Below are 26,613 nucleotides of genomic sequence, written 5' to 3' on the forward strand. Positions count from 1 at the left end.
CGTCGACGAACGGAGTCACCCATGACCACAGCCACCCTGGACGACGAACGCATCGCGCGGACGTCGACCCTGACCAAGTTGCTGAAACGTCCGGAGATCGGCGCGCTCGTCGCGGCCATCGTGATCTTCGCGTTCTTCGCCCTGACCACCGACGCGTTCGCCACCCCGAGTGGCTCGAGCACCTGGCTGCGCGGTGCCTCGACGATCGGCATCATGGCCGTTGCGGTCGCGCTGCTGATGATCGGCGGCGAGTTCGACCTCTCCGCCGGCGCCATGACCGGATTCACCGGCCTCGTCGTCGGCGTGCTGACCCGCGAGTACGGCGTCAACATCTGGGCCGCGATCCTCGTGTCGCTGGGCCTCGCGCTCCTGATCGGGGCGATCAACGGCGTCCTGGTGATGCGCACAGGCCTGCCGAGCTTCATCGTGACCCTCGGCACGTTCTTCGTCCTGCAGGGCATCGACCTCGCCGGCACCAAGGCCCTGACCGGCCAGGTGGCGATCCAGGGCATGACGCAGGTGCCGTTCTACGACCAGGCCAAGCGCGTCTTCGGCTCGGCGCTCGAGGTCCAGCCGCACTGGTTCAACCTCAATCTCGGCTTCATGCGCCTCGACTTCGACTGGTCGCGCCCCCTGACGATCAACGCCTCGGTGTTCTGGTGGGTCGGCGTGACGGCACTCGCGACCTGGGTCCTGCTGCGTACGCGCACCGGCAACTGGATCTTCTCGGTCGGCGGCGCCCAGACCGCCTCCCGCCAGATCGGCGTGCCGGTCTTCAAGACCAAGGTCGGCCTGTTCATGACGACCGCGGGCGCAGGCTGGCTCGTCGGCATGCTGCTGATCTTCACGACGTCGACGGTGCAGAGCAACACGGGCGTCGGCCAGGAGTTCATCTACATCATCTGCGCCGTGGTCGGAGGCTGCCTCATGACCGGCGGCTACGGCTCGGCGATCGGTGCCGCCTTCGGCGCGCTGATCTACGGCATGGTCAGCCAGGGCATCGTCTACGCCGGTTGGGACAACAACTGGCTCAAGGCGTTCCTCGGCGTCATGCTCCTGGGAGCGGTGCTCCTCAACGAATGGGTTCGCAAGCGGGCGGAGACAGCCAAATGAGCAACGACAACGAGACCGTGGCGGCATCGCCGGTCACCAACGTGTACGCCCCGCCGCCGCGTGGCACCGCGATCATCGAGGTGCGCGACATCGGCAAGCGCTACGGCAACATCATCGCGCTCAGCGACGTCTCGACGTCCGTACGCGCGGGTGAGGTGACGTGCGTGCTGGGCGACAACGGCGCCGGCAAGTCGACGTTCATCAAGATCCTCGCGGGTGCGCACGAGCACACCGACGGCCAGCTGTTGATCGACGGCGAGGACCACACGCTGTCGAGCCCCCGGGCCGCGCTCGAGCTGGGCATCGCGACGGTCTACCAGGACCTCGCAGTCGTCCCGCTGATGCCGGTGTGGCGCAACTTCTTCCTCGGCAGCGAGATCACCAAGGGCGCCGGGCCGCTCAAGAAGCTCGACATCGACTTCATGAAGCGCACGACGAAGTCCGAGCTGTCCGCGATGGGCATCGACCTGCGTGACGTGGAGCAGCCGATCGGTACGTTGTCCGGTGGCGAGCGGCAGTGCGTCGCGATCGCCCGCGCGGTCTACTTCGGTGCCCGCGTGCTGATCCTTGACGAGCCGACCGCGGCGCTGGGCGTCAAGCAGTCCGGTGTCGTGCTGAAGTACATCGCCAAGGCGCGCGAGCGTGGCCTGGGCGTCGTGTTCATCACGCACAACCCGCACCACGCCTATCCGGTCGGTGACCGGTTCATGCTGCTGCGTCGTGGCAAGAGCATGGGCGACTTCCCCAAGGCGGACCTGACGCTCGAGGACCTCACGGCGATGATGGCCGGCGGCGAGGAGCTGGAGTCGCTCGCCCACGAGCTCGCGGAGACGATGGGTGCTGACTCGGCGATCGCCCAGGAGCTGAAGGCCGACGTCACGTGACGGCAGAGCTCCGCGTCGGCATCGTGGGCCTGGGCTGGATGGGCCAGGTCCACGCCCGGGCGCTGAGCCGGCTGACGCAGCACTACACCGACAGCCCGTTGCGGCCGCGGCTCGTCGCCGTGGCCGACCCGGCCGACGACGACCGTACGGAACGCGCTGCCCAGGCGTTCGGCTTCGAGCACCAGCTCACCGACTGGCGTGAGCTGGTGGCCCGGGACGACATCGACCTCGTGTGCGTGACGGGTCCCAACTTCATCCACCGCGACGTCGCGGTGGCCGCCGCCCGGGCCGGCAAGCACGTGTGGGTCGAGAAGCCCGCCGGCCGCAACGCCGAGGAGACCGCCGAGATCGTCGCGGCGGTCGAGGCGGCAGGCGTCCAGTCCGCGGCCGGGTTCAACTACCGCAACCCGCCGGCGGTCGAGCTGGCGCGCGAGCTGGTGGCGTCGGGACGGCTCGGCATCGTCGAGCACACCTCCGTGCGGTTCGTGTCCGACTACGCCGCTCACCCCGACGGCGCGTTGTCGTGGCGGTTCCAGAACGAGTTCGCCGGCAGCGGTGTGCTCGGCGACCTGGTCAGCCACGCGGCAGACCTCGTCCGTTACGTCGTCGCCGACATCGACGAGCTGATCGCCGACCGGGCCACGTTCATCCCCGAGCGGCCCGAGGCCCGGCCCGGTGCGATGCACTACGAGCGCGGCGCCGGCGCGATGGGCACCGTCGAGAACGAGGACTACGTCTCGGCGCTCCTGCGGATCGCCGGCGGGTCGCGCGGCATCCTCGAGGCCAGCCGCTCGGCCGTCGGGGAGCAGAACACGTACGGCATCGAGGTCCACGGCACGACCGGCGCGCTGAAGTGGGACTTCCGGCGCATGAACGAGCTGCAGGTCTGCCTCGACCAGGACTACCAGGACGCGTTCTACGCCACGCACTACGCGACTCCGGGCGACGGTGAGCTCGGCGCGTTCCAGCCCGGCGCCAACAACCCCATGGGCTTCGACGACCTCAAGGTCATCGAGGCCCGCAGGCTCGTGCAGTCCATCGCCGACGGCAAGCCGCACGGCGCCACCATCCATGACGCGCTGATCGCAGCGCGCACCGTCGACGCGATGATCGTGTCGGCCGACGAACGAAAGTGGGTTTCGCTGTGAACCAGCGACTGAAGATTGGCGTCGTGGGCGCCGGAGCCATGGGCGCATCGCACGTGGCCACGTTGGCCGCCGGAGTACCGGCCGCCCAGGTCACGCGCGTGTTCGACATGGACACCGCCCGGGCCAAGGAGATCGCCTCGTCGGTCGGCGCGGAGATCGCCGACTCGGCGGAGTCCCTCGTGACCGGCGAGGACGTCGACGCCGTCGTCATCGCCTCGCCTGACTTCACACACGCCGACCTGGCCCTCGCGTGCATCGCCGCGGGCAAGCACGTCCTGTGCGAGAAGCCGCTCGCGGTCACCGCCGAGGATGCGCGCCGCGTCGTCGACGCGGAAGTGGCGCTCGGCCGCCGTCTCGTGCAGGTCGGCTTCAACCGCCGGTTCGATCCGGGCTTCCTCGACCTCAAGGCATCGATCGACGACGGCACGCTGGGTCAGGTGCGGGTCGTGCACGGCATCCACCGCAACGCGTCCAACTCCACGAGCACCGACGACGCGGGGCTCGTGACCGGCTCGATGATCCACGAGTTCGACACGTTCCGCTGGCTGCTCGACGGCGAGATCGTCGGCATCCGCGTCGAGTCGCCGATCGTCGACGGGTTCCGCGACCCACAGGTCGCGACGCTGTGGACCAGCGGCGGCCAGATGATCACTGCCGAGGTCTTCGTCAACGCCGGCTACGGCTACGACGTCCGCGTCGAGGTCGTCGGGATGGGCGGCTCGGCGTCGCTCGAGCCGCGCACTCCCGTCGTACGCCGGATCGCCGGCACGGGTGGCAGCACGATCGGCAGCGACTTCGTCGCACACTTCATCGAGTCCTACCGGCTCGAGCTGGCGGCGTGGGCCGAGGCGTCGTTGGCCGGGTCCGTCGTCGGCGCGAGCGCGTGGGACGGCTACGTCGCCAACCTGGTGGCCGCCTCGGGCGTACGTGCGCTCGGCTCAGGTGTCCGCGAGGCCGTCGACGTACCCGACCGCCCGGGTCTTTACGGGTGACCTTCACCCTCGCGGTGTGCGCCGAGATGGTGTTCACCCAGCTCCCGTTGTTGGAGCGGATCGAGCGGATCCACGCGGCGGGCTTCGCCGCGGAGATCTGGGGCTGGACCGACAAGGACTCCGCTGCGTTGGCAGCCACGGGCGCGACGTTCACGTCGATGACGGGCTACGTGTCGGGGGACCTCATCACCCCTGACGGCGCCGACGACCTGCTCCGGACGGCCGAGCAGTCGATCCCGTTCGCGCAGGCGATCCGTTGCTCGACCCTCAACCTGCACGGCACGGGGCTCGGCGAGGGCGGCCTCCCCGTGCGGCCGGTCGAGGTCGTCACGGGCGACATGTGGCTCGCCGCGGAGCGTACGCTCTCGCGCGTCGCCGAGCTGGGGGAGCGGCACGGCGTGACGTTCGTGCTCGAGAACCTCAACACCGAGGTCGACCACCCCGGCACGCCGTTCGGGCGTGCTGCCGACGCGCTGGCGCTCGTGGGCGCGGTCGACAGCCCGCACCTCAAGATGAACCTCGATCTCTATCACGCGCAGATCGGCGAGGGGAACCTCGTCGAGCTCATCCGTCGCTCCGCGCCGCACCTGGGCGAGGTGCAGGTCGCGGACGTACCGGGGCGGTGCGAGCCGGGCACGGGCGAGGTCAGCTGGCCGTTCGTCGCGCGGGCGCTCGCCGACGCGGGTTACGACGGTGTCGTGGCCATGGAGGCGTACGCGAGCGGTGACTCGGACCTCGCCCTCGAGCGGTTCCGCGAGGCGTTCACGCTCTGACTCGACCGATCTGTCGCGGAGCGTTCACGCTGTCAGCGAACAGCCGTGTTTTCGCGTGTGTTCGATCGCCGGGCCGTCTAGGTTTGGGGACGTGAACACACCGGATACCCCCAGCCCCATGTCGCCGAGAATGGCCGGCGAGGCCGGCCCCTCGGATCTCGACGGCCACATCTACCAGCGGCTGCTCAAGGAACGCATCGTGTTCCTGGGCTCCGAGGTCCGCGACTCCAACTCCAACGCGATCTGCGCGCAGATGCTGCTGCTCAACGCCGAGGACCCGCAGGCCGACATCTACCTCTACATCAACTCGCCGGGCGGCTCCGTCGACTCCGGCATGGCGATCTACGACACGATGCAGTTCATCTCCAACGACGTCGCCACGTTCGGCATGGGACTGGCCGCCTCGATGGGCCAGTTCCTGCTCGCGGCCGGCACGGCCGGCAAGCGCTACGCCCTGCCACACGCGCGCATCATGATGCACCAGCCCTCGGGCGGCATCGGCGGCTCGGCGTCGGACATCAAGATCCAGGCGCAGCAGAGCCTGCTGCTCAAGAAGCAGCTCAACGAGCTGCAGGCCCAGCACAGTGGCCAGACCGTCGAGCAGATCGAGCTCGACTCGGACCGCGACCGGTGGTTCACGCCGGCCGAGGCCAAGGACTACGGACTCATCGATCACGTCGTGTCGAGCGCAGGAGACATCGCATGAGCTACTACATCCCGCAGTGGGAAGAGCGCACGTCCTACGGCTTCCGGCGCATCGATCCCTACGCCAAGCTGTTCGAGGACCGCATCATCTTCCTCGGCACGCCGATCAGCGACGACGTCGCCAACGCCGTCATGGCGCAGATGCTGTGCCTCCAGGCGATGGACCCCGACCGCGACATCAGCATCTACATCAACAGCCCCGGCGGCTCCTTCACGGCGCTGACCGCGATCTACGACACGATGCGCTACCTCAAGCCCGACGTGCAGACCATCTGCCTCGGTCAGGCCGCCTCGGCCGCCGCGGTGCTGCTCGCCGCCGGCACGCCGGGCAAGCGCCTCGCGCTGCCCAACAGCCGCATCCTCATCCACCAGCCCTACACCGAGGGCACCGGCGGCCAGATCTCCGACCTCGAGATCCAGGCCAACGAGATCCTGCGCATGCGTGAGCTGATGGAGAAGATGATCTCCGACGCCTCGGGCAAGCCGGTCGAGGAAGTCAGCCGCGACGTCGACCGCGACAAGATCCTGACCGCGGCTCAGGCGCTCGAGTACGGCCTGATCGACGAGGTTCTCGAGACGCTCAAGGTCCCCGCGATCTAGGCGACACGCACGACGACATACGGCGCCGTGACCGAGACGCAGGGCACATTCGCCGCTAGGGTGAAAATGTTGCTCTCTCGGTCACGGGCCGCCCCAGGCTCCAACCGCGCAAGTCGAAGAAGGGACTCTCCACGTGGCACGCATTGGTGAAACCGCCGATCTGCTGAAGTGTTCTTTCTGCGGAAAGAGCCAGAAGCAGGTCAAGAAGCTCATCGCCGGCCCCGGCGTCTACATCTGCGACGAGTGCATCGACCTCTGCAACGAGATCATCGAGGAAGAGCTCGCCGAGGGTGCCGAGCTGAGCCTGGGCGAGCTGCCCAAGCCGCACGAGATCTACGACTTCCTCAACGGCTACGTCATCGGGCAGGACGGCGCCAAGAAGTCGTTGGCCGTGGCGGTCTACAACCACTACAAGCGCGTCCAGGCCCAGGTCGGCAGCTCGCGGAGCAAGGACGACCAGGTCGAGCTGGCCAAGTCCAACATCCTGCTCGTCGGCCCGACGGGCTGCGGCAAGACCTATCTCGCCCAGACGCTGGCCCGCATGCTCAACGTGCCGTTCGCGATCGCCGACGCCACCGCACTGACCGAGGCCGGCTACGTCGGCGAGGACGTCGAGAACATCCTCCTCAAGCTCATCCAGGCTGCTGACTACGACGTCAAGAAGGCCGAGACCGGCATCATCTACATCGACGAGGTCGACAAGATCTCGCGCAAGAGCGAGAACCCCTCGATCACGCGTGACGTGTCGGGCGAGGGCGTGCAGCAGGCCCTGCTCAAGATCCTCGAGGGCACGACCGCCTCGGTGCCTCCGCAGGGCGGTCGCAAGCACCCGCACCAGGAGTTCATCCAGATCGACACCACCAACGTGCTGTTCATCGTCGGCGGCGCGTTCGCGGGCCTCGACCAGATCATCGAGCAGCGCAGCGGCAAGACGAGCCTCGGGTTCAACACCGGCCAGGTCGACATCGGTGCGAGCGTCGCTCCCGAGAAGCTCTACTCCAAGGTGCTCCCGGAGGACCTGCTCAAGTTCGGCCTCATCCCGGAGTTCATCGGCCGCCTGCCGGTCATCGCCGCGGTCGACAACCTCGACAAGGAAGCGCTCGTCGCGATCCTGACCGAGCCCCGCAACGCCCTGACCAAGCAGTACGTCCGGCTGTTCGAGATCGACGGTGTCGAGCTCGAGTTCGGCACCGACGCCGCCGCGGCCATGGCCGACCTGGCGCTCGCGCGCGGCACCGGAGCTCGTGGACTCCGCTCGATCATCGAGGCAGTGCTCGAGCCGGTCATGTACGAGATCCCGAGCCGTGACGACGTCGCCAAGGTCATCGTGACCGCCGAGACCGTCGCCGGCACCCAGGGTCCAACGATCCTCACCCACGACGACGTGGCCAAGAAGGCTTCCTAGGCCTCCTGGGTTCTGCTCCAGCCATACCGTCGGTAGGTTGGGCGCATGACCTCAGTCGACATCGCCCTGCTCGGAGCCACCGGATTCACCGGGGGCCTGACCGCCGACTACCTCGGCGAGCACCTGCCGCCCGGCGGCACGTGGGCGATTGCCGGCCGCAACCAGGCCAAGCTCGAGGCGGTCGCCGACCGTGTCGAGCGGCTCGGCGGCGTACGCCCCGCGATCATCTCGGCCGACATCGGCAACGCCGACTCGATGGCGGCGCTGGCCAAGAGCACCCGCGTGCTGGTCACGACCGTCGGGCCCTACCTCAAGTACGGCGAGGCCGCCGTCAAGGCGAGCGTCGAGGCCGGCATCGCGTACATCGACCTGACCGGTGAGCCGCAGTTCGTCGACGACATGTGGCTCAAGTACCACGATCGAGCCGTCGAGACGGGTGCTCGCATCATCCACGCCTGCGGCTTCGACTCGATTCCCTACGACCTGGGCGTCCTCTACGCCGTGGAGCAGCTGCCCGAGGACGTGCCGATCCACGTACGCGGCTACATCCGGGCCAACGCCGAGTTCTCCGGCGGCACCTACCACTCGGCGATCAACCAGTTCTCGTCGATGCGCGAGTCCGGCAAGATCGCGGGCGCCCGCCGCAAGGCGGAGCCGAGGCCCGAAGGGCGCAAGGTCCGTGGATCCGGCAAGCTCGGCAAGGCGCCCGAGCTCGGCGGCTGGGGGGTGCCGATGCCCACGATCGACCCGCAGATCGTGCTCCGCTCAGCCCGTACGCTCGCCCGTTACGGCCCGGAGTTCACCTACTCGCACTTCGCGCACTTCAAGACCCGCCGCATGCTGGCTGCCTCCGGCCTCGGACTCGGCGTCGCGTTCGTCGGTGCCCAGCTGCCGCCGACTCGCGCGCTGTTGCTCAAGGTCAAGGATCCCGGCGCCGGTCCGTCAGAGGCCAAGCGGGAGAAGTCCTGGTTCAGGTTCAGCGTCTTCGCCGAGGGCGGCGGCAAGAAGGTGCACGCCGAGGTCACCGGTGGCGACCCGGGATACACCGAGACGTCCAAGATGCTCAGTGAGTCCGCGCTCTGCCTGGCGTACGACGACGTGCCCAAGGTCGCGGGACAGACCACGACGGCTGTGGCGATGGGGGAGGCTCTGATCACGCGGCTGCAGGCCGCCGGCATCACGTTCCGCACGGTGTCCTGAGGGTCCAGGTGTGACCAATTCGTGGCGGCGACCTTCTCACACCCGCCCCACGGGATTCGCCGGCACCTCGGACGTAGGGTGAAGACATGGACTTCGCCGGAGTCATCACCACCGTCCTGACCTCGAGCGATGCCCCTCCGGGGCTGCTCCCAGCGCGTGAGCAGATGGCGCTGTCGCTCGGCTGGCACATCATCCTCGCCTGCTTCGGGGTCGCGTTCCCGACGATGATCTACGTCGTCCACCGCCGCGGGATCGTGCGTGGCGATCCGGTCGCGTTGGGTCTCGCCAAGCGCTGGGCCAAGGTGTCGGCGGTCCTGTTCGCCATCGGCGCGGTCTCCGGCACGGTGCTGAGCTTCGAGATGGGCATCCTCTGGCCGGGCCTGATGGGCAGGTTCGGGGACGTCCTCGGCCTGCCGTTCGCGTTCGAGGGCCTGTCGTTCTTCGTCGAGGCGATCTTCCTCGGCATCTACCTCTACGGCTGGGACCGCATGCCACCGCGTCGCCACCTCGCGATGCTGATCCCGATGGGGCTGGCGGGCGTCGTCGGCACGTTCTGCGTCATCTCGGTCAACGCCTGGATGAACAACCCGACGGGTTTCAAGATCGTCAACGGCGAGGTCACCGACGTCAACCCCTGGCGCGCGATGTTCAACGACGGCGTCTACCTGCAGTTCGCGCACATGTGGTTCGCCGCGTTCATGGTCGTCGGGTTCGTCGTGGCCGGCGTCTACGCCGCGGGCATGCTCAAGGGCCGGGTCGACGCGCATCACCGGCTGGGCTTCACGGTGCCGTTCGTGTTCGCCACGATCGCCGCCGTCGTGCAGCCGTTCATCGGCCACATCCTCGGGCTCCGGGTCGGCGACACCCAGCCGTCGAAGCTCGCGGCGTTCGAGCTGGCGACGACGACGGAGCAGCCCGCTCCGCTCCGTCTCGGGGGCGTCCTGATCGACGGCAAGGTGCACGGTGCGATCGACATCCCCAAGATCGGCTCGCTGATCGCCCGCAACTCGTTCGACAAGCCCGTGCCCGGCCTCGACACGGTGCCCGCGGCCGACCGGCCGCCGGTCAACATCACCCACCTGGCGTTCCAGTCGATGGTCGGGCTCGGCACGCTGCTCGCGATCGTCGTGGTGGTGTTCTGGATCGCCCGCTGGCGGGGCCACGACCTGCTGCCCAAGCGCTGGTTCCTGCGCGGCGCGGTCATCGCCGGTCCGCTCGCGATCGTCGCGATGGAGGCCGGCTGGATCGCGACCGAGGTCGGTCGACAGCCCTGGGTGGTCTGGGGCATCCTGCGCACCGAGGACGCGGCCAGCCAGAGCGCCGGGTTGTGGTGGAGCTATGCCGCCGCGGTCGTCATCTATGTCGGCATGACGATCGGAGCGTTCGTCGTCCTGCGGTCGATGGCCAGACGATGGCGCGCGGGCGAGGAGGACCTGCCGAGCCCGTACGGCCCGGGCACTGCGACGGTCGACGAGGGCGTTCGATGAGCCTCGCAGTCGTCGTCGCGATCGCGATGTTCGCCGGCATCGTGCTCTACGCCCTGTTCGGCGGCGCGGACTTCGGCTCGGGCTTCTTCGACCTCACGGCGGGCGGGTCCGAGCGCGGCGGTGAGCTGCGAGTCCTGATCGACCACAGCATCGGCCCGGTGTGGGAGGCCAACCACGTGTGGTTGATCTACATCCTCGTGATCTGGTGGACCGGCTTCCCCGAGACGTTCGCGGCCGCGACGACGACCCTCACCCTGCCGCTCGCACTGGCGCTGGTCGGCATCGTCCTGCGTGGCGCCAGCTTCGCGTTCCGCAAGTACTCCGCGACGCTGGCCCAGGCGAGGCTCTTCGGCGCGGTGTTCGCGGGATCGTCGTTGATCACGCCGTTCTTCCTGGGCGCGGCAGCCGGGGCGGTCGCCTCAGGCCGCGTGCCGGCCGAGGGCAACGGCGACCAGCTCAGCTCGTGGATGCACCCGACCTCGTTGTTCGGCGGCCTCATCGCGGTCGGCACCTGCGCGTTCCTCGCCGGTGCCTTCCTGACCGCCGACGCCGCCCGTTCGGGCCACCACTCGCTCAGCGAGACACTGCGCATCCGCACGATCGGCGTCGGCATCGTGACCGGCATCGTCGTGTTCGCGGCACTCGTGCCGATCAAGCACGACTCGCCGACCCTGAGCGACCGTCTGCTGGGCCCGGCTGCGCCGCTGATCGTCGCGTCAGCCATCGCGGGGCTCGCCACGCTCGTCCTGCTCCATCGCCGACGGTTCGCACCCGCACGCGTGACTGCGGTCGCCGCTGTGGCCGCGGTCGTCATCGGCTGGGGCGTCGCGCAGTACCCGTGGATGCTGGTCGACCAGGTCAAGATCTCAGCCGCAGCGGGCGCCGACGCGACGCTCGCCGGCCTGCTGGTGGTCGTCGGGCTCGCCGGCGTGATCGTCGTGCCCGCATTGGGCTACCTGTTCTGGCTCACCCAGAGCGATCGCTGGACCGAGAGCCCGCACTGATCGAAAGGGTCAGTCGACGAGCGCGGGCGTGGCCTCGACCGTGAAGCCATCGACGGCCTCGTCGGCGACGTAGGTCGGCTCCACGACGACCCGGCCCGCGGCGAGCACATCGCCGATCGCGAGCCGCACCAGGTCGAGCCGGGCCTTGGTCGCGCTGATCGTCAGGCTGCTGATCTCGGTCTTCTGGCTGACCTTGGCGGTCGACTTCGCACCGCGGATGTCGGCCAGGACCGACGCGGCAGAGCTCAGCAGCGCCGGATCGTGACTGCCGGTGGCCAGGTCGACGTCGTTGACCGGCCACGCCGAGCGGTGGATCGAGCCCTCCTGCCACCACGACCAGACCTCCTCGGTCACGTAGGGCAGGAACGGGGCGAGCAGGCGCAGCTGCACCGAGAGCGCGAGCACGAACGCGCTGCGCGCCGACTGTCCGCCGGCGTCGTCGCGGCGTGACCGCTCCTTGACGAGCTCGAGGTAGTCGTCGCAGAAGTCCCAGAAGAACTTCTCGGCGACCTCGAGGGCGGTCGCGTAGTCGTACTCCTCGAACCGCGCGGTGGCCTCGTCGACGACGAGCCGCAGGCGGCTGAGCATCGCGAGGTCGATCGCCTCGGTGACGCGGGCCGGATCGAGGTCGCTCGCGCCCGCACCCAGGCCGTAGGCCTCCTCGGACGCAAGCACGAACTTGCTGGCGTTGAGGACCTTCATCGCGAGGCGGCGACCGACCTTCATCTGTGCCTCGTCGAACGGCGAGTCGGCGCCGGGCCTCGCACCGGCTGCACGCCAGCGGACCGCGTCGGCGCCGTACTTGTCGAGGATCTCGTCGGGGACGACGACATTGCCCTTGGACTTGCTCATCTTCTTGCGGTCGGGGTCGACGACGAAGCCCGACAGGGCAGCGTGAGTCCACGGCGCCACACCGTGCTCGAGGTGAGCGCGCACGATCGACGAGAACAGCCACGTGCGGATGATGTCGTGGCCCTGGGGGCGCAGGTCCATCGGGAACGTCCGCTCGAACAGGTCGGGGTCGCGCTCCCAGCCGCAGATGATCTGCGGCGTCAGCGACGACGTCGCCCAGGTGTCGAGGACGTCGGGGTCGGCGAGGAAGCCGCCGGGCTCACCGCGCTGCGACTCGGTGAAGCCGGGCGGGACCTCGGACGACGGGTCCACCGGCAGGCTCGCCTCGTCGGCGAGGATCGGGTCGTCGTAGTCGGGCTCGCCGTCGGCATCGAGGCGGTACCAGACCGGGAACGGGATGCCGAAGAAGCGCTGACGCGAGACGAGCCAGTCGCCGTTGAGCCCCTCGATCCAGTTGGTCAGGCGGGACTGCATGTAGGCCGGCACCCAGTCGATCTCGTCCCCGCGAGCCACGAGCTTCTGGCGCAGGTCGGCGTCGCGGCCGCCGTTGGTGATGTACCACTGGCGCGTCGAGACGATCTCGAGCGGCTTGTCGCCGCGCTCGTAGAAGTTGGCCATGCGCTGCGTGGGCGTCGGCTCGCCGTCCAGGTCGCCCGTCTCGCGCAGCGCGGCGACGACGGCCTCACGGGCGGAGAACGTGGTCTTGCCGGCGATCTCCTCGTAGCGGCTCACCCCGTCAGCGGTGATCCAGTCCGGCGTCTCGCGGAGGACGCGACCGTCGCGGCCGATGATCGTCCGGTTGGGCAGCTGCAGCTCGCGCCACCACTGCACGTCGGTGAGGTCGCCGAACGTGCACGACATCACGATGCCGGACCCCTTCTCGGGGTCGGCGAGGGCGTGCGCGACGACGGGCACCTCGACGCCGTAGAGGGGGGACGTCACGGTGGTGCCGAACAGTGGCTGATAGCGCTCGTCGTCAGGATGGGCGATCAGCGCGACGCACGCCGCGATGAGCTCGGGCCGGGTCGTCTCGATGACGACGGGGGAGTCGCTGCCATGGAACGCCACCCGGTGGTAGGCGCCGGGATATTCGCGAGCCTCGAGCTCGGCCTGCGCGACGGCGGTCTGGTAGGTCACGTCCCAGAGCGTCGGGGCGTCCTGCTGGTAGGCCTCGCCGCGGGCGACGTTGCGCAGGAACGCGCGCTGCGAGACGACCTGGGAGGCATTGCCGATCGTCGTGTACTGCTGCGACCAGTCGACGCTGAGGCCCAGCGTGCGCCAGAGCTGCTCGAAGACCTTCTCGTCCTCTTCGACGAGCTCGTTGCACAGCTCGACGAAGTTGCGGCGGCTGATCGGGATCTGCCGCTTGGCGTCGGGCTTCTCAGGTGGGGTGAAGTCGGGGTCGTACGGCAGCGAGGGGTCGCAGCGGACACCGTAGAAGTTCTGGACCCGGCGCTCGGTCGGGAGACCGTTGTCGTCCCAGCCCATGGGGTAGAAGACCTCCTTGCCGCGCATGCGCTGGTAGCGCGCGATGAGGTCGGTGTGGGTGTAGGAGAACACGTGGCCGACGTGGAGCGAGCCCGAGACGGTCGGCGGGGGAGTGTCGATCGAGAAGATCTCGTCGCGGGTCTTCGTACGGTCGAACGTGTAGGTGCCCAGCTCGGCCCAACGGGCGGACCAGGTGGCCTCGAGGCCTTCGAGGACGGGCTTCTCCGGGACTGTGTTCACAGCAGGCAAGTCTAGGCGGGGCGGGTGAGTGCCCAGGCATCGGCGTCGCGGGCCACCGAGGTGACCCGCGACGCCGACGTGCGGGTGCTAGGCCCCCACCGGGGACTTGATGACGTCGTCACCTGCCGGGCTGACCGGGACGTCCTCCTTGTGGGCCAGCTTGCTGGGCCACCAGATGTGCCGGCCGATGTCCAGGTTGAGCGCCGTCACGAGCACCGAACGCACGATGATCGTGTCGAGCAGGACACCGACCGCGACCGTGAAGCCGAGCTCCGCGAGGAACACGATCGGGATCGAGCCCAGCGCCGCGAACGTGCCGGCCAGCACCAGGCCGGCCGAGGTGATCACGCCGCCCGTGGCGCCGAGGCCGATCAACGCTCCTCGTCGGGTGCCGTGCCGCAACGACTCCTCCCTGACTCGCGTCATGAGGAAGATGTTGTAGTCGATGCCCAGCGCCACCAGGAACACGAACGCGAACAACGGGAACGAGGAGTCCGCGCCGGCGAAGTCGAACACGTGCCGGAACACGAGCGCACCGATGCCCAGGGCCGCACCGAACGACAGCACCACGGTGCCGAGCAGGATCAACGGCGCCGTCAACGCCCTCAACAGGAGCGCCAGGATGAGGAACACCGCGACCAGGACGATCGGGATGATCAGCTTGTTGTCAGCCGCGGACGCCGACTGCACGTCCTTGTTGACCGCCGTGTTGCCGCCGACCAGTGCGTCGGCGCCAGGCACCTTGTGCACCGCGTCGCGGACCCGGTCGACCGTGTCGAACGCCTGGGTGGAGTCCGGCGCCGACGTCAGCGTGCCTTCGAGGTAGGCGACGCCCTTGCCGGTGCCCTTGACCTCGACACTGGCCGGGTCGATGCCGTCGACCGACGCGAACGCCGTCTTGACGGCATCTGCGTGATCAGCCTTGGTGATGACCGCAACCGGCGAGCCGGCTCCGCCGTCGAAGTGCTTGGCCAGCTCCTTGTCAGCCGTGATCGACGGCTGGGTCTTGGTGAAGCTGTCGGCGTTGCTCATGCCGTTGGCATCGAGCTGGAAGATGCCCAGCGAGAAGCCGCCGAGGATCATGGCCGTGACGATCCAGACGAACCGGGGCTTCTTGGAGATGCCGCGACCGACCCGGCCCCAGATGCCGGACTCGTTGCGCTCCGGGTCGCCGAAGTGCGGGATGAACGGCCAGAACACCCAGCGGCCGAAGATCACCAGCAGAGCGGGCAGCAGGACCATCATCATCAGGAGTGCCATGACGATGCCCGCCGCGGTCACCGGACCGAGGCTGCTGGTCGAGTTCATCTGGGCGAACATCAGGCACAGCAGGCCGATGATCACGGTCGCACCGCTGGCGATGATGGCCGGTCCGGCGCGGTGCAGGGCGTGCGCCATCGCCTCGTGACGGTCGGAGTAGTGGCGCAGCTCCTCGCGATAGCGGGCCACGAGCAGCAAGGCGTAGTCGATGCCGGCACCCAAGGTCAGGATGCTCAGGATCGCCGCGCTCTGTCCGTTGACCGTGAGGCCGAAGCCCTTGGCCAGGAGGTAGACGAAGCCCTGGGCAGTCAGGACGCTCGCGACGCCGCAGAGCAACGGGATCAGCCACAGCACGGGGCTGCGGTAGGTCAGCAGCAGCAGGATCACGACGACGCCCAGTGCGGAGAACAGCAGGATGCCGTCGATGCCCGCGAACGCCTTGGCCTGGTCAGCGCCCAGTGCGGCCGGACCGGCGATCTTGACGTCCAGCCCGTTGGAGTCCTTCTCGGCGACCTTGCGGATGTCCTTGACGGCATCGGGCAGCTTGTCCCAGCCATCCTCGTCCATCGTGATCGTCGGGATGACCTGGAGCGCCTTGCCGTCCTTGGACGGGATCGGACCGACGACGTCCTTGTCGACCAGCTTGACGTCGGCGAACGCCGCCGCGTCGGCCTTGGCCTTGGCCAGGTCAGCCGGCGTGATGCCGGAGTCGCGGACGTAGAGCACGACCGCGGGGGCGCTGTTGGGGTCCGAGAATGCCTCGGACTTGTTGATGACCTGCGTCGACTCGGCATCGCCAGGAAGCCACGACCCGATGTCGTTCTCCTGGATGCTGGTGAGCTTGAATCCCAGGATCGCCATGACGGCGATGAAGATGAGTGAGACGACCAAAGTGACCCACTTGGCCCAGCGGTGGGCGATCCAGCCCGCGATCTGGCGGTTCATAGTTCTCCTCGGGTGAGCGTCCGATCGGGACGCGAGACACGGTGACAACATCATGACGTAATGCACCGACAAATGTGACATAGGTGGTGCCCCTGATCGTCCCCTGATGTCCTGCGACAATGGACGACGATGACAGTCACCTACGCGGAGGTCGAGCGCGCGCTCCTCGGCCGGTGGCCCGAGACACGTCTCGAGCCGTCCCTCGACCGGATCGCCGCCATCTGCCGACTCCTCGGAGATCCGCAGCGTGCCTATCCGGTCATCCACCTCACCGGCACCAACGGCAAGACCTCGACGAGTCGCATGGTCGACACGCTCCTGCGGGCCCTCGACCTGCGCACGGGCCGGTTCACGAGTCCCCACCTGCAGTCGATGACCGAGCGCATCTGTCTCGACGGCGTGCCGCTGTCCGAGGAGCTGTTCGTCGACGCGTTCGCCGACGTCGCCGCGTACGCCCAGATCGTCGACGACTCGTCGGAGCACCCGCTCTCGTACTTCGAGATGATCACCGCCATGGCGTTCGCGGCTTTCGCCGACGCGCCGGTCGACGCAGCGGTGATCGAGGTCGGCATGGGCGGGTCGTGGGACGCGACCAACGTCGCCGACGGCCAGGTCGCGGTCATCACGCCGATCGGCGTCGACCACGAGCGCTACCTCGGCGACCGTCCCGAGATCATCGCGGTCGAGAAGGCCGGCATCATCAAGCCCGGCTCCCACGTCGTCGTCGCGCAGCAGGAGGACGCCGTGATGGACGTCCTGATGCGTCGCGCGGTCGACGTCGGTGCGATCGCGTTGCGCGAGGGCGTCGACTTCGGCGTCAACCACCGCACGACGGCGGTCGGCGGCCAGCAGATCGACCTGCAGGGCGTTGCGTCGGCCTACTCCGACATCTTCCTGCCGTTGCACGGAGCGCACCAGGCGCACAACGCGGCGTACGCCTTGGCGGCCGTCGAGGCTTTCACCGGCACCAAGGAGCTCGACCCCGACCTCGTGCGCGAGGCATTCGCCCAGGTCACCTCGCCGGGCCGGCTGGAGGTCGTACGCCGCAGCCCCACCGTGCTGCTCGACGCGGCGCACAACCCGCACGGTGCTGAGGCGACGGTCGAGGCCGTGCAGGACGCGTTCACGTTCAGCCCCCTGATCGGCGTCGTCGGCGTCATGGCGGACAAGGACGTCGAGGAGATGCTGCGCCGGTTCGAGCCCGTCATGGCCGAGATCGTCTGCACCCAGAACAGCACCCCTCGATCGATGCCCGCAGCGGAGCTGGCCGAGATGGCCGAGGACATCTTCGGCGCCGAGCGCGTCATCCTCGTGCCGCGGCTCGACGACGCGATCGAGCGGGCCGTGGCCATGGCCGACTCCGCGGAGGGCAACGAGGACGCGATCGGCAGCGGCGGCGTGCTCATCACCGGTTCGGTCATCACCGTCGGGGAGGCGCGAGTGCTGTTCGGGGGGACGCCTTCATGAGGGGCATGTGCTCGGCGATGCTGACCCTCGAGGCCGTCATCCTGGCGCTCGCCGTCCCCGTGATGATCTCGGTCGAGGACGTCAGCAAGCCGGTGGCGCTGGTCTCGGGCCTCGGCCTCGCCCTGCTCTGCATCCTGACCGCGGGCGCGCTGCGCCGCCCCCAGGCGTACGTCATCGGGCACGCGATCCAGGTCGGCGCGATCGCGCTGGGATTCCTCGTCACGGTGATGTTCTTCGTCGGCGCGATCTTCGCGGCGCTGTGGTTCGGCGCCTATTTCGTGGGTCGGCGCATCGAGGAGGACAAGGCCCGCTGGGCCCGCGAGGCCGGCGACGCCTGAGGCGTGTCAGCAACCCCGTCCCGCGCTAGTGTCGAGGACATGGTGCGCGTGTTGGCGGTCGCCGACGAAGAGGTCCCCGCGATGGAGTCGCGGATGCGCGACCTGCAGGTCGACCTCGTCGTCGCCGCGGGTGACCTGCCCTGGGGCTATCTCGAGTCGCTCATCTCACTCGTCGACGCGCCGGGGGCGTACGTCCCGGGCAACCACGACCCCAGCACAGCCGGCGGCAAGGGGCCTCGCGGATTCGTGGACCTCGACGGTCGGGTCGCCACGGTCGGCGGCCTGCGCGTCGCTGGCCTCGGGGGTTGCGTCGTCTACAACCGCGGGCTGCACCAGTACACCCAGAAGGAGTACGACCGGCGCGCCGCCAAGCTCCTCAAGAGTGCTCGAGCCGGCGGGCCCGTCGACGTGCTCCTGACGCACGCGCCGCCGCTGGGGCTGGGCGACGAGCCTGACGGGCCGCACGTCGGCATCTCCGCGCTGCACGGTGTCCTCGAGGCCTTGCGGCCCGCGTGGCACCTGCACGGCCACATCCACCCGTACGGGATGCACAAGCCCGACCGGCAGCTCGGACCCACGACGATCCGCAACGTCATCCCATGGCAGGTCATCGAGATCGAGCCGGCATCGGCGCCCGCGGTCGCCGGGCCGGGGAGGCGGGGCTGACGTGATGCGTGACTCGGGCTCGCCACGCGTGGACGCCGAGAGTGACTTCATGCGGGCGAGGCGGCACCAGTTCCTCTCGGGACTGGCGGCACGGCTGCGCAACGACACCGACGACGTGGTCCAGTCGCTGTCGTTCGACGAGGTGGTGGAGGCCCTCGGTCGGCGCGCCGAGCACTACCTCGGCATCAAGGTCATCCCGCTCGACGCGATCGTCGGGTCCGTCGACAAGATGCGCGACTTCGATCGCCGGTTCCGGCCCACCTCGGCGGTGAGCCGTCAGCGCTGGGAGCGACTGTCACGGGCCAGCCGCACCGGCGAGGTCATCCCGCCGATCGACGTCTACCAGATCGGTGACTACTACTTCGTACGCGACGGGCATCACCGCGTATCGGTCGCGCGCAGCCTCAAGCTCGAGGTGATCGAGGCGCGCGTCACCGCGATCGAGACGTTCCTGGCGCCGGTCGGCATCGGCGCGCGGTCCGACCTCGAGCTCAAGTACTGGCGGCGGATCATGCTGCAGCGGGTGCCGTTCACGGGTGAGGCGCGCGCGGCCGTGGCCGTGGACGACCCGTTCGCGTACGGCGTCATCGCCGAGACGGTCGAGGCGTGGGCGACCCGCACGATGCACGCCGAGGGCACCTACATGGACAAGCGCACGATGGCCGCACGCTGGTACGCCGAGGAGTTCGCGCCCGTGGTGCAGCTGATCGAGGAGGCCGGGGTGCGCGGCGACGACGAGCGCCCGGCCGAGGCCTATCTGCGGGTCGCGGGGGAGCGTTATCGGCTGATCCGCGACCACGCGTGGGACGCCGAGATCATGGACGCCGTCCGCCGCAAGGGCAAGAAGCGCCGCTGAGTCACAACCCGACGGTGAGGTTCTCGCCGGTCGACGGGTCGAACAGGTGCATCTTGTCGGTGTCGATGAACAGCGTGGCGTCGTCGTCCTCGGTGACCTTGCTGTCGGAGTCGAGCGAGACGACGAGCTGTGTGCGCAGCGAGTCGCTGTCGGCCTCGCGGGCGAGCTCCTTGAGCTGCGCCTGCACCTCGGCCTCGGCCTCGTAGGGCACGTAGGCGTACTGCTGGTCGCCGAGCCACTCACGGACGTCGATGTGCGCCCTGAACGTACGTGACGTGTCGACGTTGCCGGACTGGATCACCGAGACGTCCTCGAAGTGCTCGGGGCGGATGCCGGCCATCAGCAGGCCCTTGCCGGCGGTCTTCTCGGCCTTGGCGCTCGGGATCGAGAACGTGCCGAACGGCAACGTGACCTGGTCGCCCTCGACCGTCGCGGGCAGGAAGTTCATCGGAGGTGAGCCGATGAACCCGGCCACGAACAGGTTGACCGGCTGTTCGTAGAGCTCGCGGGGACTGGCGAGCTGCTGCAGGACGCCGCGCTTCATGACGGCAACCCGGTCGCCGAGCGTCATGGCCTCGGTCTGGTCGTGCGTGACGTAGACCGTCGTGATGCCAAGACGCTTCTGCAGGCGTGCGATCTCGGTGCGCATCTGGCCGCGGAGCTTGGCGTCGAGGTTGGACAGCGGCTCGTCGAACAGGAACGCCTTGGCCTCACGCACGATCGCGCGACCCATCGCGACGCGCTGGCGCTGGCCACCCGAGAGGTTGCCGGGCTTGCGCTGCAGGTGCTCGTCGAGATCGAGCGTCTTGCTGGCGTCGCGGACCTTCTCGTCGATCTCCTTGTTGCTCATCTTGGCCAGCCGGAGCGGGAAGGCGATGTTCTCGTAGACCGTGAGGTGCGGGTAGAGCGCGTAGTTCTGGAACACCATCGACAGGTTGCGGTCGCGGGGCGCGAGGTCGTTGACCCGGTTGCCGCCGATGATCATGTCGCCCGACGTGATGTCCTCGAGGCCGACGATCATCCGCAGCAGCGTCGACTTCCCGCAGCCGGACGGTCCGACCAGGATCATGAACTCGCCGTCGGCGACGTCGATGCTGACGTCGTTGACGGCCGGGAAGCCGTCGCCGTACTTCTTGACGATGTTTTTCATCTCGATGGCAGCCATGGATCAACCCTTCACTGCGCCGGCGGTCAGGCCGGCGACGATCTTGCGCTGGAAGAACAGGACGAGGACGACGATGGGGACCGTGGCGACCACGGCGCCCGCGGCCAGCAGCGACGCCGGCCGGTTGAACGGGTCTTGACCGACGAAGAACGACAGGGCGGCCGGGATGGGTCGCGCACGTTCGGTCGACGTGAGCGAGATGCCGAAGACGAAGTCGTTCCACGCGAAGAAGAACGTGAGGATCGCCGCGGTGAAGACGCCGGGCGCCGCCAGCGGGACGATGACCTTGCGGAACGCCTGCCACGCAGTGGCACCGTCGACCTGGGCGGCCTGCTCCATCTCCCACGGGATCTCGCGGAAGAACGCCGACAGGGTCCAGATCGCCAGCGGCAGCGTGAAGGACATGTAGGGGATGATCAGGCCCAGCCAGGTGTCGTAGAGGTGGAACGTGCGCCACATGTCGAACAGCGGTCCGACCAGCGAGACGACCGGGAACATCGCGATCACCAGGGCCGTGGTCAGCACGAACTTCTTGCCCTTGAACTCCAGGCGGGCAATCGCGTAGGCGGCGAGCGTGGCGATGATGACCGACAGGAGCGTGGCGATCAGCGAGATGCCGATCGAGTTGACGATGGCGTGCTTGAACTGGCCGTTGTGCAGCACGTCCTTGTAGTTCTGCCACCCTGCGCCGCCGCCGTCGGAGGGGAAGAAGCCGGGGCTGCCATTGGTGACCGCCGCCTGCGACTTGAACGACAGGGAGATGATCCACACGACCGGGAGCAGGCACCATGCCAGGATCACGGCCACACCGAGAGCGGTGCCGATCTTGGACTTCACGTCGGTCTGCATGTCAGTTCTCCTGCCGTGCGTCGGCGAGATCGACCTTGAAGAGCTTGACGATCAAGAAGGCGATGACAAGCACCGACAGGAACAGCAGCACCGAAAGGGCCGAGCCGATGCCGAGCTGGAACTGCTCGATCACCTGCCGATAGGTCAGGAACGAGATGGACTCGGTCTTGTTGGCTCCGGCGGTCATCACGAAGATGTTGTCGAAGATGCGATAGGCGTCGAGGGCTCGGAACAGGACGGCGACCATGATCGCCGCTCGCATGTTGGGCAGGATGACCTTGTAGAGCCGCTGCCACCACGTGGCTCCGTCGACCCTCGCGGCCTCGAGCATGTCATTGGACACCTGGGCCAGTCCGGCCAGCAGGAGCAGCGACATGAACGGGGTGGTCTTCCAGATCTCCGACGCCATGATCGCGATGAGCGAGGAGTTCCGTTCCGCGAACCAGTTGAAGTCGGTGTCGATGAACGGCAACCAGCTGTTGACGAACCCGTTCTGGTAGGAGAACGCGAACTGCCAGGCGAAGCCCGACACGACCGTGATGACGCCGTACGGGATCAGGATCGACGTGCGGATGACGCCGCGGGCGAAGATGACCTTGTGCATGACCATCGCGAACGCGAAGCCGATGACGAGCTCGAAGGCGACCGTGACGATCATGATGAAGACCGTGGTGAAGGTGTCGCGCCAGAAGAGCCAGTCAGTCAAGGCAGTCACGTAGTTCTGGAACCCGACGAACTCCTTGTCGTCGGGCGCTGTGAGCGAGTAGTCGAACATCGACAGGTAGAGGGCTCGCAGCATCGGAAATGCCGTGACCAGCAGCATCAGCACCAGAGCCGGCGCCACGAGCTTGCGCGCCAACGAGTTCTCGGCGCGGGACCGGTCTGAATCGACCGCCGGCGATTGTTCCGGAGCCGCGTTCTGTATGTACGTCGTACTCACAGGAGCGCCTTTCCCTTGAGGATGGCCGACAAGAAGTCAGCGGACTTCTTGGGTGTGCCGGGCCCGACCGCGGTGGGCGAGTGCCATCTCGACTGGATCGCGCTCGAGATCTGGCTGTAGAACGCGCTCTTGGGGCGCGGTCCGCCCTGGTCCACGCTCTGGCTGAACAACGTCAACAGGTCGGCAGGGTAAGCCTTCTTGAGGGCTTGCGAGTCGTACACCGACTGGCGCGACGGCATCAGGCCCTCGTTGACCGCCAGCTGCGTCTGCGCATCGGCGTTGGTCACGCAGACGGCGGCGGCCTTGGCGTAGTCGAGGTGCTTGGAGTAGGCGCCGACGCCGATGTCGATGCCACCGATCGGGGGCTTGGACTCCTCGCCCGCGACCGTCTGGGGATAGCGCACCCAGCCGAGGTCCTTGAATCCCTTCTTGTCCGCCGGGCCGCCGGGCTTGCCGATCAGTCCTTCGTAGTTCTTGTAGACGAACGTCCAGTTGGTCATGAACTCGCCAGATCCCTTGGCGGGGAACATCTGCCCGAGGCTCGTGCCCTCGTTGGACGTCGTGAAGTCGGGCTGCGCGGCCGGGGACTTGGCAAGTTCTCGGATGACGGCTGCGGCGTCCTTGCCGGCCTTGGAGTCGATCGTGACCTTGGCGTCACGGCCCTTCTCGACCGTCGACGGGTCGAGGATGTTGCCGCCCGCACCCTGGATCAGGGCGTTGATCCACACGACGTAGGCCTCGTACTTGTTGGCCTGGACGCCGACGGTTCCGCCATTGTCGCCGGCGGCCTTGATGACCTGGTCCCAGGTGACCGGCTTGGTCATGTCGAGACCGGCCTTGTCGGCGAGCGAACGGCGGTACCAGAGCACTTGGGTGTTGGCCCATTGTGGGGCTGCGACGACCTTGTCGTCCCACTTGACGGTCTCGGCGGCGCCCTTGAGGACGTCGTCGTCGAGGACCTTGTCGGCCTGATCACCCTCGAACGGGGCGAGCCACTCGGCGTTGGCGAACTCGGGCACGAAGACCGGGTCGAGACTCATCAGGTCGGTCGAGCTGTCCTTGGCGGCCAGGCGTCGGGCGAGCTGAGTGCGCTGGTCGGTCGCGCTGGCCGGGAGCAGCTGGATCTTGATGTCGTACTTGCTGGTGCTGCAGTCCTTGGCGAGCTTGTTGAGCGTGACCTGCCCGTCAGGATTGATGTACCAGTTGAGCGTCGCCTTGCCGCCGCTGCCACTTCCGCAGGCGGCCAGCACACTCATGGACAGCGCCGCCGCAGCACAACCGGCAACCACTCGTCGAACAGAACGTACGGCCATTCCTCCCCCAACCCGATCCCGCTCGTGACCAGCACGTGATGCCCGTCACAGGGACGAGTTGAACGTATCCGCCTCCTTGGGGGAGCGCAACCGGGAGCACCTCAGAGAGTGAGCCAGACCGTCTCATCGGTGCCGAGTGGGGCTCCGGGCTCGAGCGGCTGGCTCGAGGCGAGGACCGTGGCGCCGTCGGGAAGGGCCATCGGAGCGCCACCGAGGTTGGCCAGCACGGTGACCTGACCGGCCGTGGACGCCACCGTGAACGCCAGGACCGTGTCAGGGAAGCCGTCCAGCCACGTCAACCTTCCCCGGCCCAGCCGCAGGGCCTGCCGGAGTGCGAGCAGCGTGCGGTAGAGCTCGAGCGTCGACCCGGGCACGCCGCGCTGCTGATCCGCCGCGAGCGCCTCGTATTCCGATGGCTGGGGGAGCCAGGCGCGGTCGGCGGGCCCGAATCCGTACGAGGGAGCGTCGGCCTCCCACGGCACCGGGACGCGGCAGCCGTCGCGCCCCTTGGACGCGCCCTCCGTACGTGCGAAGGTCGGGTCCTGGCGCGCCTCGTCCGGCAGCCGAGTTGCTTCCGGCAGGCCCAGCTCCTCGCCCTGGAACAGGTAGGCCGAGCCCGGCAGGGCAAGCATGACCGCCGTCGCGGCTCGGGCGCGACGCAGTCCCAGCCCGGCGTCCGGCTGCGGGTCGTCGGCACCGATGCCGCCGACGCGGTGGAGGCCGGGCTGCTGCGGGTAGCCGAGTCGGCTCGCATGTCGTACGACGTCGTGGTTGGACAGCACCCAGGTCTGGGGCGCCCCGACCGCCTCGGCCTGGGCCAGCGAGTGGGTGATCGTCCGGCGTTGGTCGTCGGCCAGCCACGGCGTCATGAGGTACTCGAAGTTGAACGACTGGTGGAGCTCGTCCTCGCGGACGTACTTCGCGAGCGCCTCCGCCGGCAGTACCCACGCCTCGGCGCACAGGATGCGGTCGGCGTCCTGGCCCTCGACGGCGGACGAGTCGGTGATCCGTCGCCAGCTTCGGTAGATCTCGTGGACCCCGGGTTGGTCCCACATGGGGGCGAGCGCCGTGGGCTCGGACCACTGGTCGTGCTCGCTGTCGGGCAGTCCGTCGGCCTTGACCAGACCGTGCGCGACGTCGATCCGGAACCCGTCGACGCCCCGGTCGAGCCAGAACCGCAGGACGTCCTCGAGCTCCGTGCACACCTCGGGGTTGGTCCAGTCGAAGTCGGGCTGGCTCGTGTCGAACAGGTGCAGGTACCACTGGCCGAGGGAACCGTCCGGCTCCGTGACCCGGGTCCAGGCCGGTCCGCCGAACAGGCTCTGCCAGTTGTTGGGCGGCTGGTCTCCGCCGTCGCGGCCCTCGCGGAAGATGTAGCGCGCTCGCTCTGTGCTGCCGGGTTCGGCGGCGAGCGCGGCCTGGAACCAGGGGTGCTCGCTCGACGAGTGGTTGGGCACGATGTCGACGATGACCCGCAGCCCGAGCTCGTGTGCGCGAGCCACGAGCGCGTCGAACGCCGCCAGGTCGCCGAAGAGCGGGTCGACGTCGCGATAGTCGGCGACGTCGTATCCCGCATCGTGCTGGGGCGAGGTGTAGAACGGCGAGAGCCACACGGCGTCGACGCCCAGATCAGCGAGGTGGGGGAGCCGGGCCGTGATGCCGGGCAGGTCGCCGATCCCGTCGCCGTCAGAGTCCGCCCACGACCGTGGGTAGATCTGGTAGATCACTGCGTCGCGCCACCACTGCTCGCCCATGCGTCTCCCTCCGAGGCGCCGTTGTGGCCCTCCACCTGACGAACGTACGCAGGGGCGGTTGGGGCGTCCACGTCGGGAGCGAGATGCGTCGCAGGATAGGTTTTGGCCATGTCGCAACGCACCCTCGTCCTGATCAAGCCCGACGCCGTACGCCGCGGCCTGACCGGCCAGATCCTGTCCCGGTTCGAGGCCAAGGGCCTGACGATCGTGGCGCTCGAGCAGCGGACGATCGACGCCGCCCAGGCCGATGCCCACTACGCAGAGCACGTCGAGCAGCCGTGGTACCCGCCGCTTCGCGAGTTCGCGATCTCCGGTCCGCTCGTCGCGCTCGTGCTCGAGGGCGACGAGGCGATCGCGGTCGTACGCCTGCTCAACGGCGTCACCGACGGTCGCCAGGCGGCGCCTGGCACGATTCGCGGCGACCTCTCGCTGTCGAACCGCGAGAACCTCGTGCACGCCTCGGACTCCGAGGAGTCGGCCAAGCGCGAGATCGACCTCTGGTTCCCCGAGCTGTCATGACCTCGATCGGGGTGCTCGGCACCGGCGTCGTCGGCCGTACGTTCGCGGCACGGCTTGCCGAGCTGGGCGTCGACGTCCTGGTCGGCGCACGCACGGCCGAGTCCCCGAGCCTGGAGCCGGTTGCCGCGCTCGGCGTGCGCACGGGCTCGTTCGCCGATGCGGTCGCTCACGCCGCGGTCATCGTCAACGCGACGAACGGCCTGCACTCGATCGCCGCGCTCGAGAGCGTCGGTGCCGGGGCGCTCGCCGGCAAGACCCTCATCGACGTGTCCAACGAGCTGCAACCCGTCGAGGGTGGCTACCCGAAGCCGCTGGCGTCGACCGACGACTCGTTGGGCCAGCGCATCCAGGCGGCGTTCCCCGACCTGCGGGTGGTGAAGTCGCTCAACACCATGAACTGCACCGTGATGGTGGACCCCTCGATCGTCGAGGGTGACCACGTCGTGTTCCTGAGCGGCGACGACGCCGCGGCGAAGGATCAGGCCCGCGAGCTCCTCGCGCTGCTGGGCTGGCGGCCGGTGCAGATCATCGATCTCGGCGGCATCGACACGGCTGCCGCGGTGGAGATGACGATGTCGCTGTGGATGCGGGTGACGATCGCGCGCGGCTCCGACGCCCCGCGTTTCAACTGGGCGATCAACTCCGGCTGA

General features: G+C 68.3%; 24 protein-coding genes. 17 read left to right on the forward strand and 7 right to left on the reverse strand.

Annotated elements, in window-relative coordinates; translation table 11 throughout:
* Positions 1 to 21 precede the first annotated feature (21 nt).
* The 11 genes from ASC61_RS13820 to ASC61_RS13870 all read left to right on the forward strand — a co-directional run bounded on the left by ASC61_RS13820 (position 22) and on the right by ASC61_RS13870 (position 11,311).
* The gene (locus ASC61_RS13820; protein ID WP_056212826.1) at positions 22 to 1,113 is read left to right on the forward strand and encodes an ABC transporter permease; all 1,092 of its coding nucleotides are present in this window, start codon (positions 22 to 24) and stop codon (positions 1,111 to 1,113) included.
* The gene (locus tag ASC61_RS13825) at positions 1,110 to 1,997 is read left to right on the forward strand and encodes an ATP-binding cassette domain-containing protein (protein ID WP_200935456.1); all 888 of its coding nucleotides are present in this window, start codon (positions 1,110 to 1,112) and stop codon (positions 1,995 to 1,997) included. Before ASC61_RS13820 ends, ASC61_RS13825 begins: the two co-directional genes overlap by 4 nt.
* Entirely contained in the window at positions 1,994 to 3,145 is a 1,152-nt protein-coding gene (locus ASC61_RS13830; RefSeq protein WP_157439498.1) for a Gfo/Idh/MocA family protein, read from the forward strand. Before ASC61_RS13825 ends, ASC61_RS13830 begins: the two co-directional genes overlap by 4 nt.
* Complete coding sequence (locus ASC61_RS13835; RefSeq protein WP_056212828.1) at positions 3,142 to 4,137, forward strand: Gfo/Idh/MocA family oxidoreductase; 996 nt, start codon at positions 3,142 to 3,144, stop codon at positions 4,135 to 4,137. The genes ASC61_RS13830 and ASC61_RS13835 overlap by 4 nt, the downstream gene beginning before the upstream one ends.
* Positions 4,134 to 4,910 carry a TIM barrel protein gene (locus ASC61_RS13840; RefSeq protein ID WP_235503560.1) on the forward strand — a complete coding sequence of 259 codons (777 nt, stop codon included), beginning with the start codon at positions 4,134 to 4,136 and terminating at the stop codon, positions 4,908 to 4,910. Before ASC61_RS13835 ends, ASC61_RS13840 begins: the two co-directional genes overlap by 4 nt.
* Before the next feature lie 118 nt (positions 4,911 to 5,028).
* Positions 5,029 to 5,616: an ATP-dependent Clp protease proteolytic subunit gene (locus ASC61_RS13845; protein WP_056212830.1), complete on the forward strand. Its 588-nt coding sequence runs from the start codon at positions 5,029 to 5,031 to the stop codon at positions 5,614 to 5,616.
* Complete coding sequence (locus ASC61_RS13850; RefSeq protein ID WP_056212832.1) at positions 5,613 to 6,215, forward strand: ATP-dependent Clp protease proteolytic subunit; 603 nt, start codon at positions 5,613 to 5,615, stop codon at positions 6,213 to 6,215. The genes ASC61_RS13845 and ASC61_RS13850 overlap by 4 nt, the downstream gene beginning before the upstream one ends.
* Positions 6,216 to 6,348: 133 nt before the next feature.
* Positions 6,349 to 7,620, forward strand: a complete 1,272-nt coding sequence (gene clpX, locus ASC61_RS13855) for an ATP-dependent Clp protease ATP-binding subunit ClpX (protein ID WP_056212835.1) — start codon at positions 6,349 to 6,351, stop codon at positions 7,618 to 7,620.
* A 45-nt stretch (positions 7,621 to 7,665) separates the two neighbouring features.
* A complete protein-coding gene (locus tag ASC61_RS13860) occupies positions 7,666 to 8,820 on the forward strand; it encodes a saccharopine dehydrogenase family protein (protein ID WP_056212836.1) in 1,155 nt (384 codons plus the stop codon).
* Positions 8,821 to 8,906: 86 nt separating this feature from the next.
* Positions 8,907 to 10,307, forward strand: coding sequence for a cytochrome ubiquinol oxidase subunit I (locus ASC61_RS13865; protein WP_056212838.1), 1,401 nt, complete (start codon positions 8,907 to 8,909; stop codon positions 10,305 to 10,307).
* The gene (locus tag ASC61_RS13870; RefSeq protein ID WP_056212839.1) at positions 10,304 to 11,311 is read left to right on the forward strand and encodes a cytochrome d ubiquinol oxidase subunit II; all 1,008 of its coding nucleotides are present in this window, start codon (positions 10,304 to 10,306) and stop codon (positions 11,309 to 11,311) included. The genes ASC61_RS13865 and ASC61_RS13870 overlap by 4 nt, the downstream gene beginning before the upstream one ends.
* A 9-nt stretch (positions 11,312 to 11,320) precedes the next feature.
* Here the strand turns inward: ASC61_RS13870 and valS are convergent, their stop codons facing one another.
* Together valS and ASC61_RS13880 are read right to left on the reverse strand one after the other, a co-directional pair.
* Positions 11,321 to 13,900 (reverse strand): valine--tRNA ligase, encoded by a 2,580-nt coding sequence (gene valS, locus ASC61_RS13875; protein WP_056212841.1) that lies wholly within the window; start codon positions 13,898 to 13,900, stop codon positions 11,321 to 11,323.
* Between the two features lie 78 nt (positions 13,901 to 13,978).
* Entirely contained in the window at positions 13,979 to 16,096 is a 2,118-nt protein-coding gene (locus tag ASC61_RS13880; RefSeq protein WP_056212843.1) for an MMPL family transporter, read from the reverse strand.
* A 129-nt stretch (positions 16,097 to 16,225) separates the two neighbouring features.
* Here ASC61_RS13880 and ASC61_RS13885 point away from each other — a divergent pair, with 129 nt between their 5' ends.
* Genes ASC61_RS13885 through ASC61_RS13900 form a run of 4 tightly spaced genes read left to right on the forward strand, consistent with a single transcriptional unit; the run spans position 16,226 to position 19,423 of the window.
* Positions 16,226 to 17,563 carry a bifunctional folylpolyglutamate synthase/dihydrofolate synthase gene (locus tag ASC61_RS13885; RefSeq protein ID WP_056212845.1) on the forward strand — a complete coding sequence of 446 codons (1,338 nt, stop codon included), beginning with the start codon at positions 16,226 to 16,228 and terminating at the stop codon, positions 17,561 to 17,563.
* Complete coding sequence (locus tag ASC61_RS13890) at positions 17,560 to 17,901, forward strand: DUF4233 domain-containing protein (RefSeq protein WP_056212847.1); 342 nt, start codon at positions 17,560 to 17,562, stop codon at positions 17,899 to 17,901. Before ASC61_RS13885 ends, ASC61_RS13890 begins: the two co-directional genes overlap by 4 nt.
* A gap of 39 nt (positions 17,902 to 17,940) precedes the next feature.
* Positions 17,941 to 18,567: a metallophosphoesterase family protein gene (locus tag ASC61_RS13895; RefSeq protein WP_082530671.1), complete on the forward strand. Its 627-nt coding sequence runs from the start codon at positions 17,941 to 17,943 to the stop codon at positions 18,565 to 18,567.
* A 1-nt stretch (position 18,568) separates the two neighbouring features.
* Positions 18,569 to 19,423, forward strand: coding sequence for a ParB N-terminal domain-containing protein (locus ASC61_RS13900; RefSeq protein ID WP_200935457.1), 855 nt, complete (start codon positions 18,569 to 18,571; stop codon positions 19,421 to 19,423).
* Between the two features lies 1 nt (position 19,424).
* Here ASC61_RS13900 and ASC61_RS13905 read toward each other — a convergent pair whose 3' ends face one another.
* The 5 genes from ASC61_RS13905 to ASC61_RS13925 all read right to left on the reverse strand — a co-directional run bounded on the left by ASC61_RS13905 (position 19,425) and on the right by ASC61_RS13925 (position 25,444).
* Complete coding sequence (locus ASC61_RS13905; RefSeq protein ID WP_056212851.1) at positions 19,425 to 20,588, reverse strand: ABC transporter ATP-binding protein; 1,164 nt, start codon at positions 20,586 to 20,588, stop codon at positions 19,425 to 19,427.
* Between the two features lie 3 nt (positions 20,589 to 20,591).
* Positions 20,592 to 21,437: a carbohydrate ABC transporter permease gene (locus ASC61_RS13910; RefSeq protein WP_056212853.1), complete on the reverse strand. Its 846-nt coding sequence runs from the start codon at positions 21,435 to 21,437 to the stop codon at positions 20,592 to 20,594.
* A gap of 1 nt (position 21,438) precedes the next feature.
* Positions 21,439 to 22,377 (reverse strand): carbohydrate ABC transporter permease, encoded by a 939-nt coding sequence (locus ASC61_RS13915; protein ID WP_056212855.1) that lies wholly within the window; start codon positions 22,375 to 22,377, stop codon positions 21,439 to 21,441.
* A complete protein-coding gene (locus ASC61_RS13920; protein ID WP_056212857.1) occupies positions 22,374 to 23,633 on the reverse strand; it encodes an extracellular solute-binding protein in 1,260 nt (419 codons plus the stop codon). Before ASC61_RS13920 ends, ASC61_RS13915 begins: the two co-directional genes overlap by 4 nt.
* 158 nt (positions 23,634 to 23,791) lie before the next feature.
* Entirely contained in the window at positions 23,792 to 25,444 is a 1,653-nt protein-coding gene (locus ASC61_RS13925) for a glycoside hydrolase family 13 protein (RefSeq protein WP_056212859.1), read from the reverse strand.
* A 108-nt stretch (positions 25,445 to 25,552) separates the two neighbouring features.
* Here ASC61_RS13925 and ndk point away from each other — a divergent pair, with 108 nt between their 5' ends.
* Both ndk and ASC61_RS13935 read left to right on the forward strand, forming a co-directional pair.
* Positions 25,553 to 25,963 carry a nucleoside-diphosphate kinase gene (gene ndk / locus ASC61_RS13930; RefSeq protein WP_056212861.1) on the forward strand — a complete coding sequence of 137 codons (411 nt, stop codon included), beginning with the start codon at positions 25,553 to 25,555 and terminating at the stop codon, positions 25,961 to 25,963.
* Positions 25,960 to 26,613: an NADPH-dependent F420 reductase gene (locus tag ASC61_RS13935; protein WP_056212863.1), complete on the forward strand. Its 654-nt coding sequence runs from the start codon at positions 25,960 to 25,962 to the stop codon at positions 26,611 to 26,613. Before ndk ends, ASC61_RS13935 begins: the two co-directional genes overlap by 4 nt.

The organism is Aeromicrobium sp. Root344, assembly GCF_001425755.1.
Lineage (GTDB): Bacteria > Actinomycetota > Actinomycetes > Propionibacteriales > Nocardioidaceae > Aeromicrobium.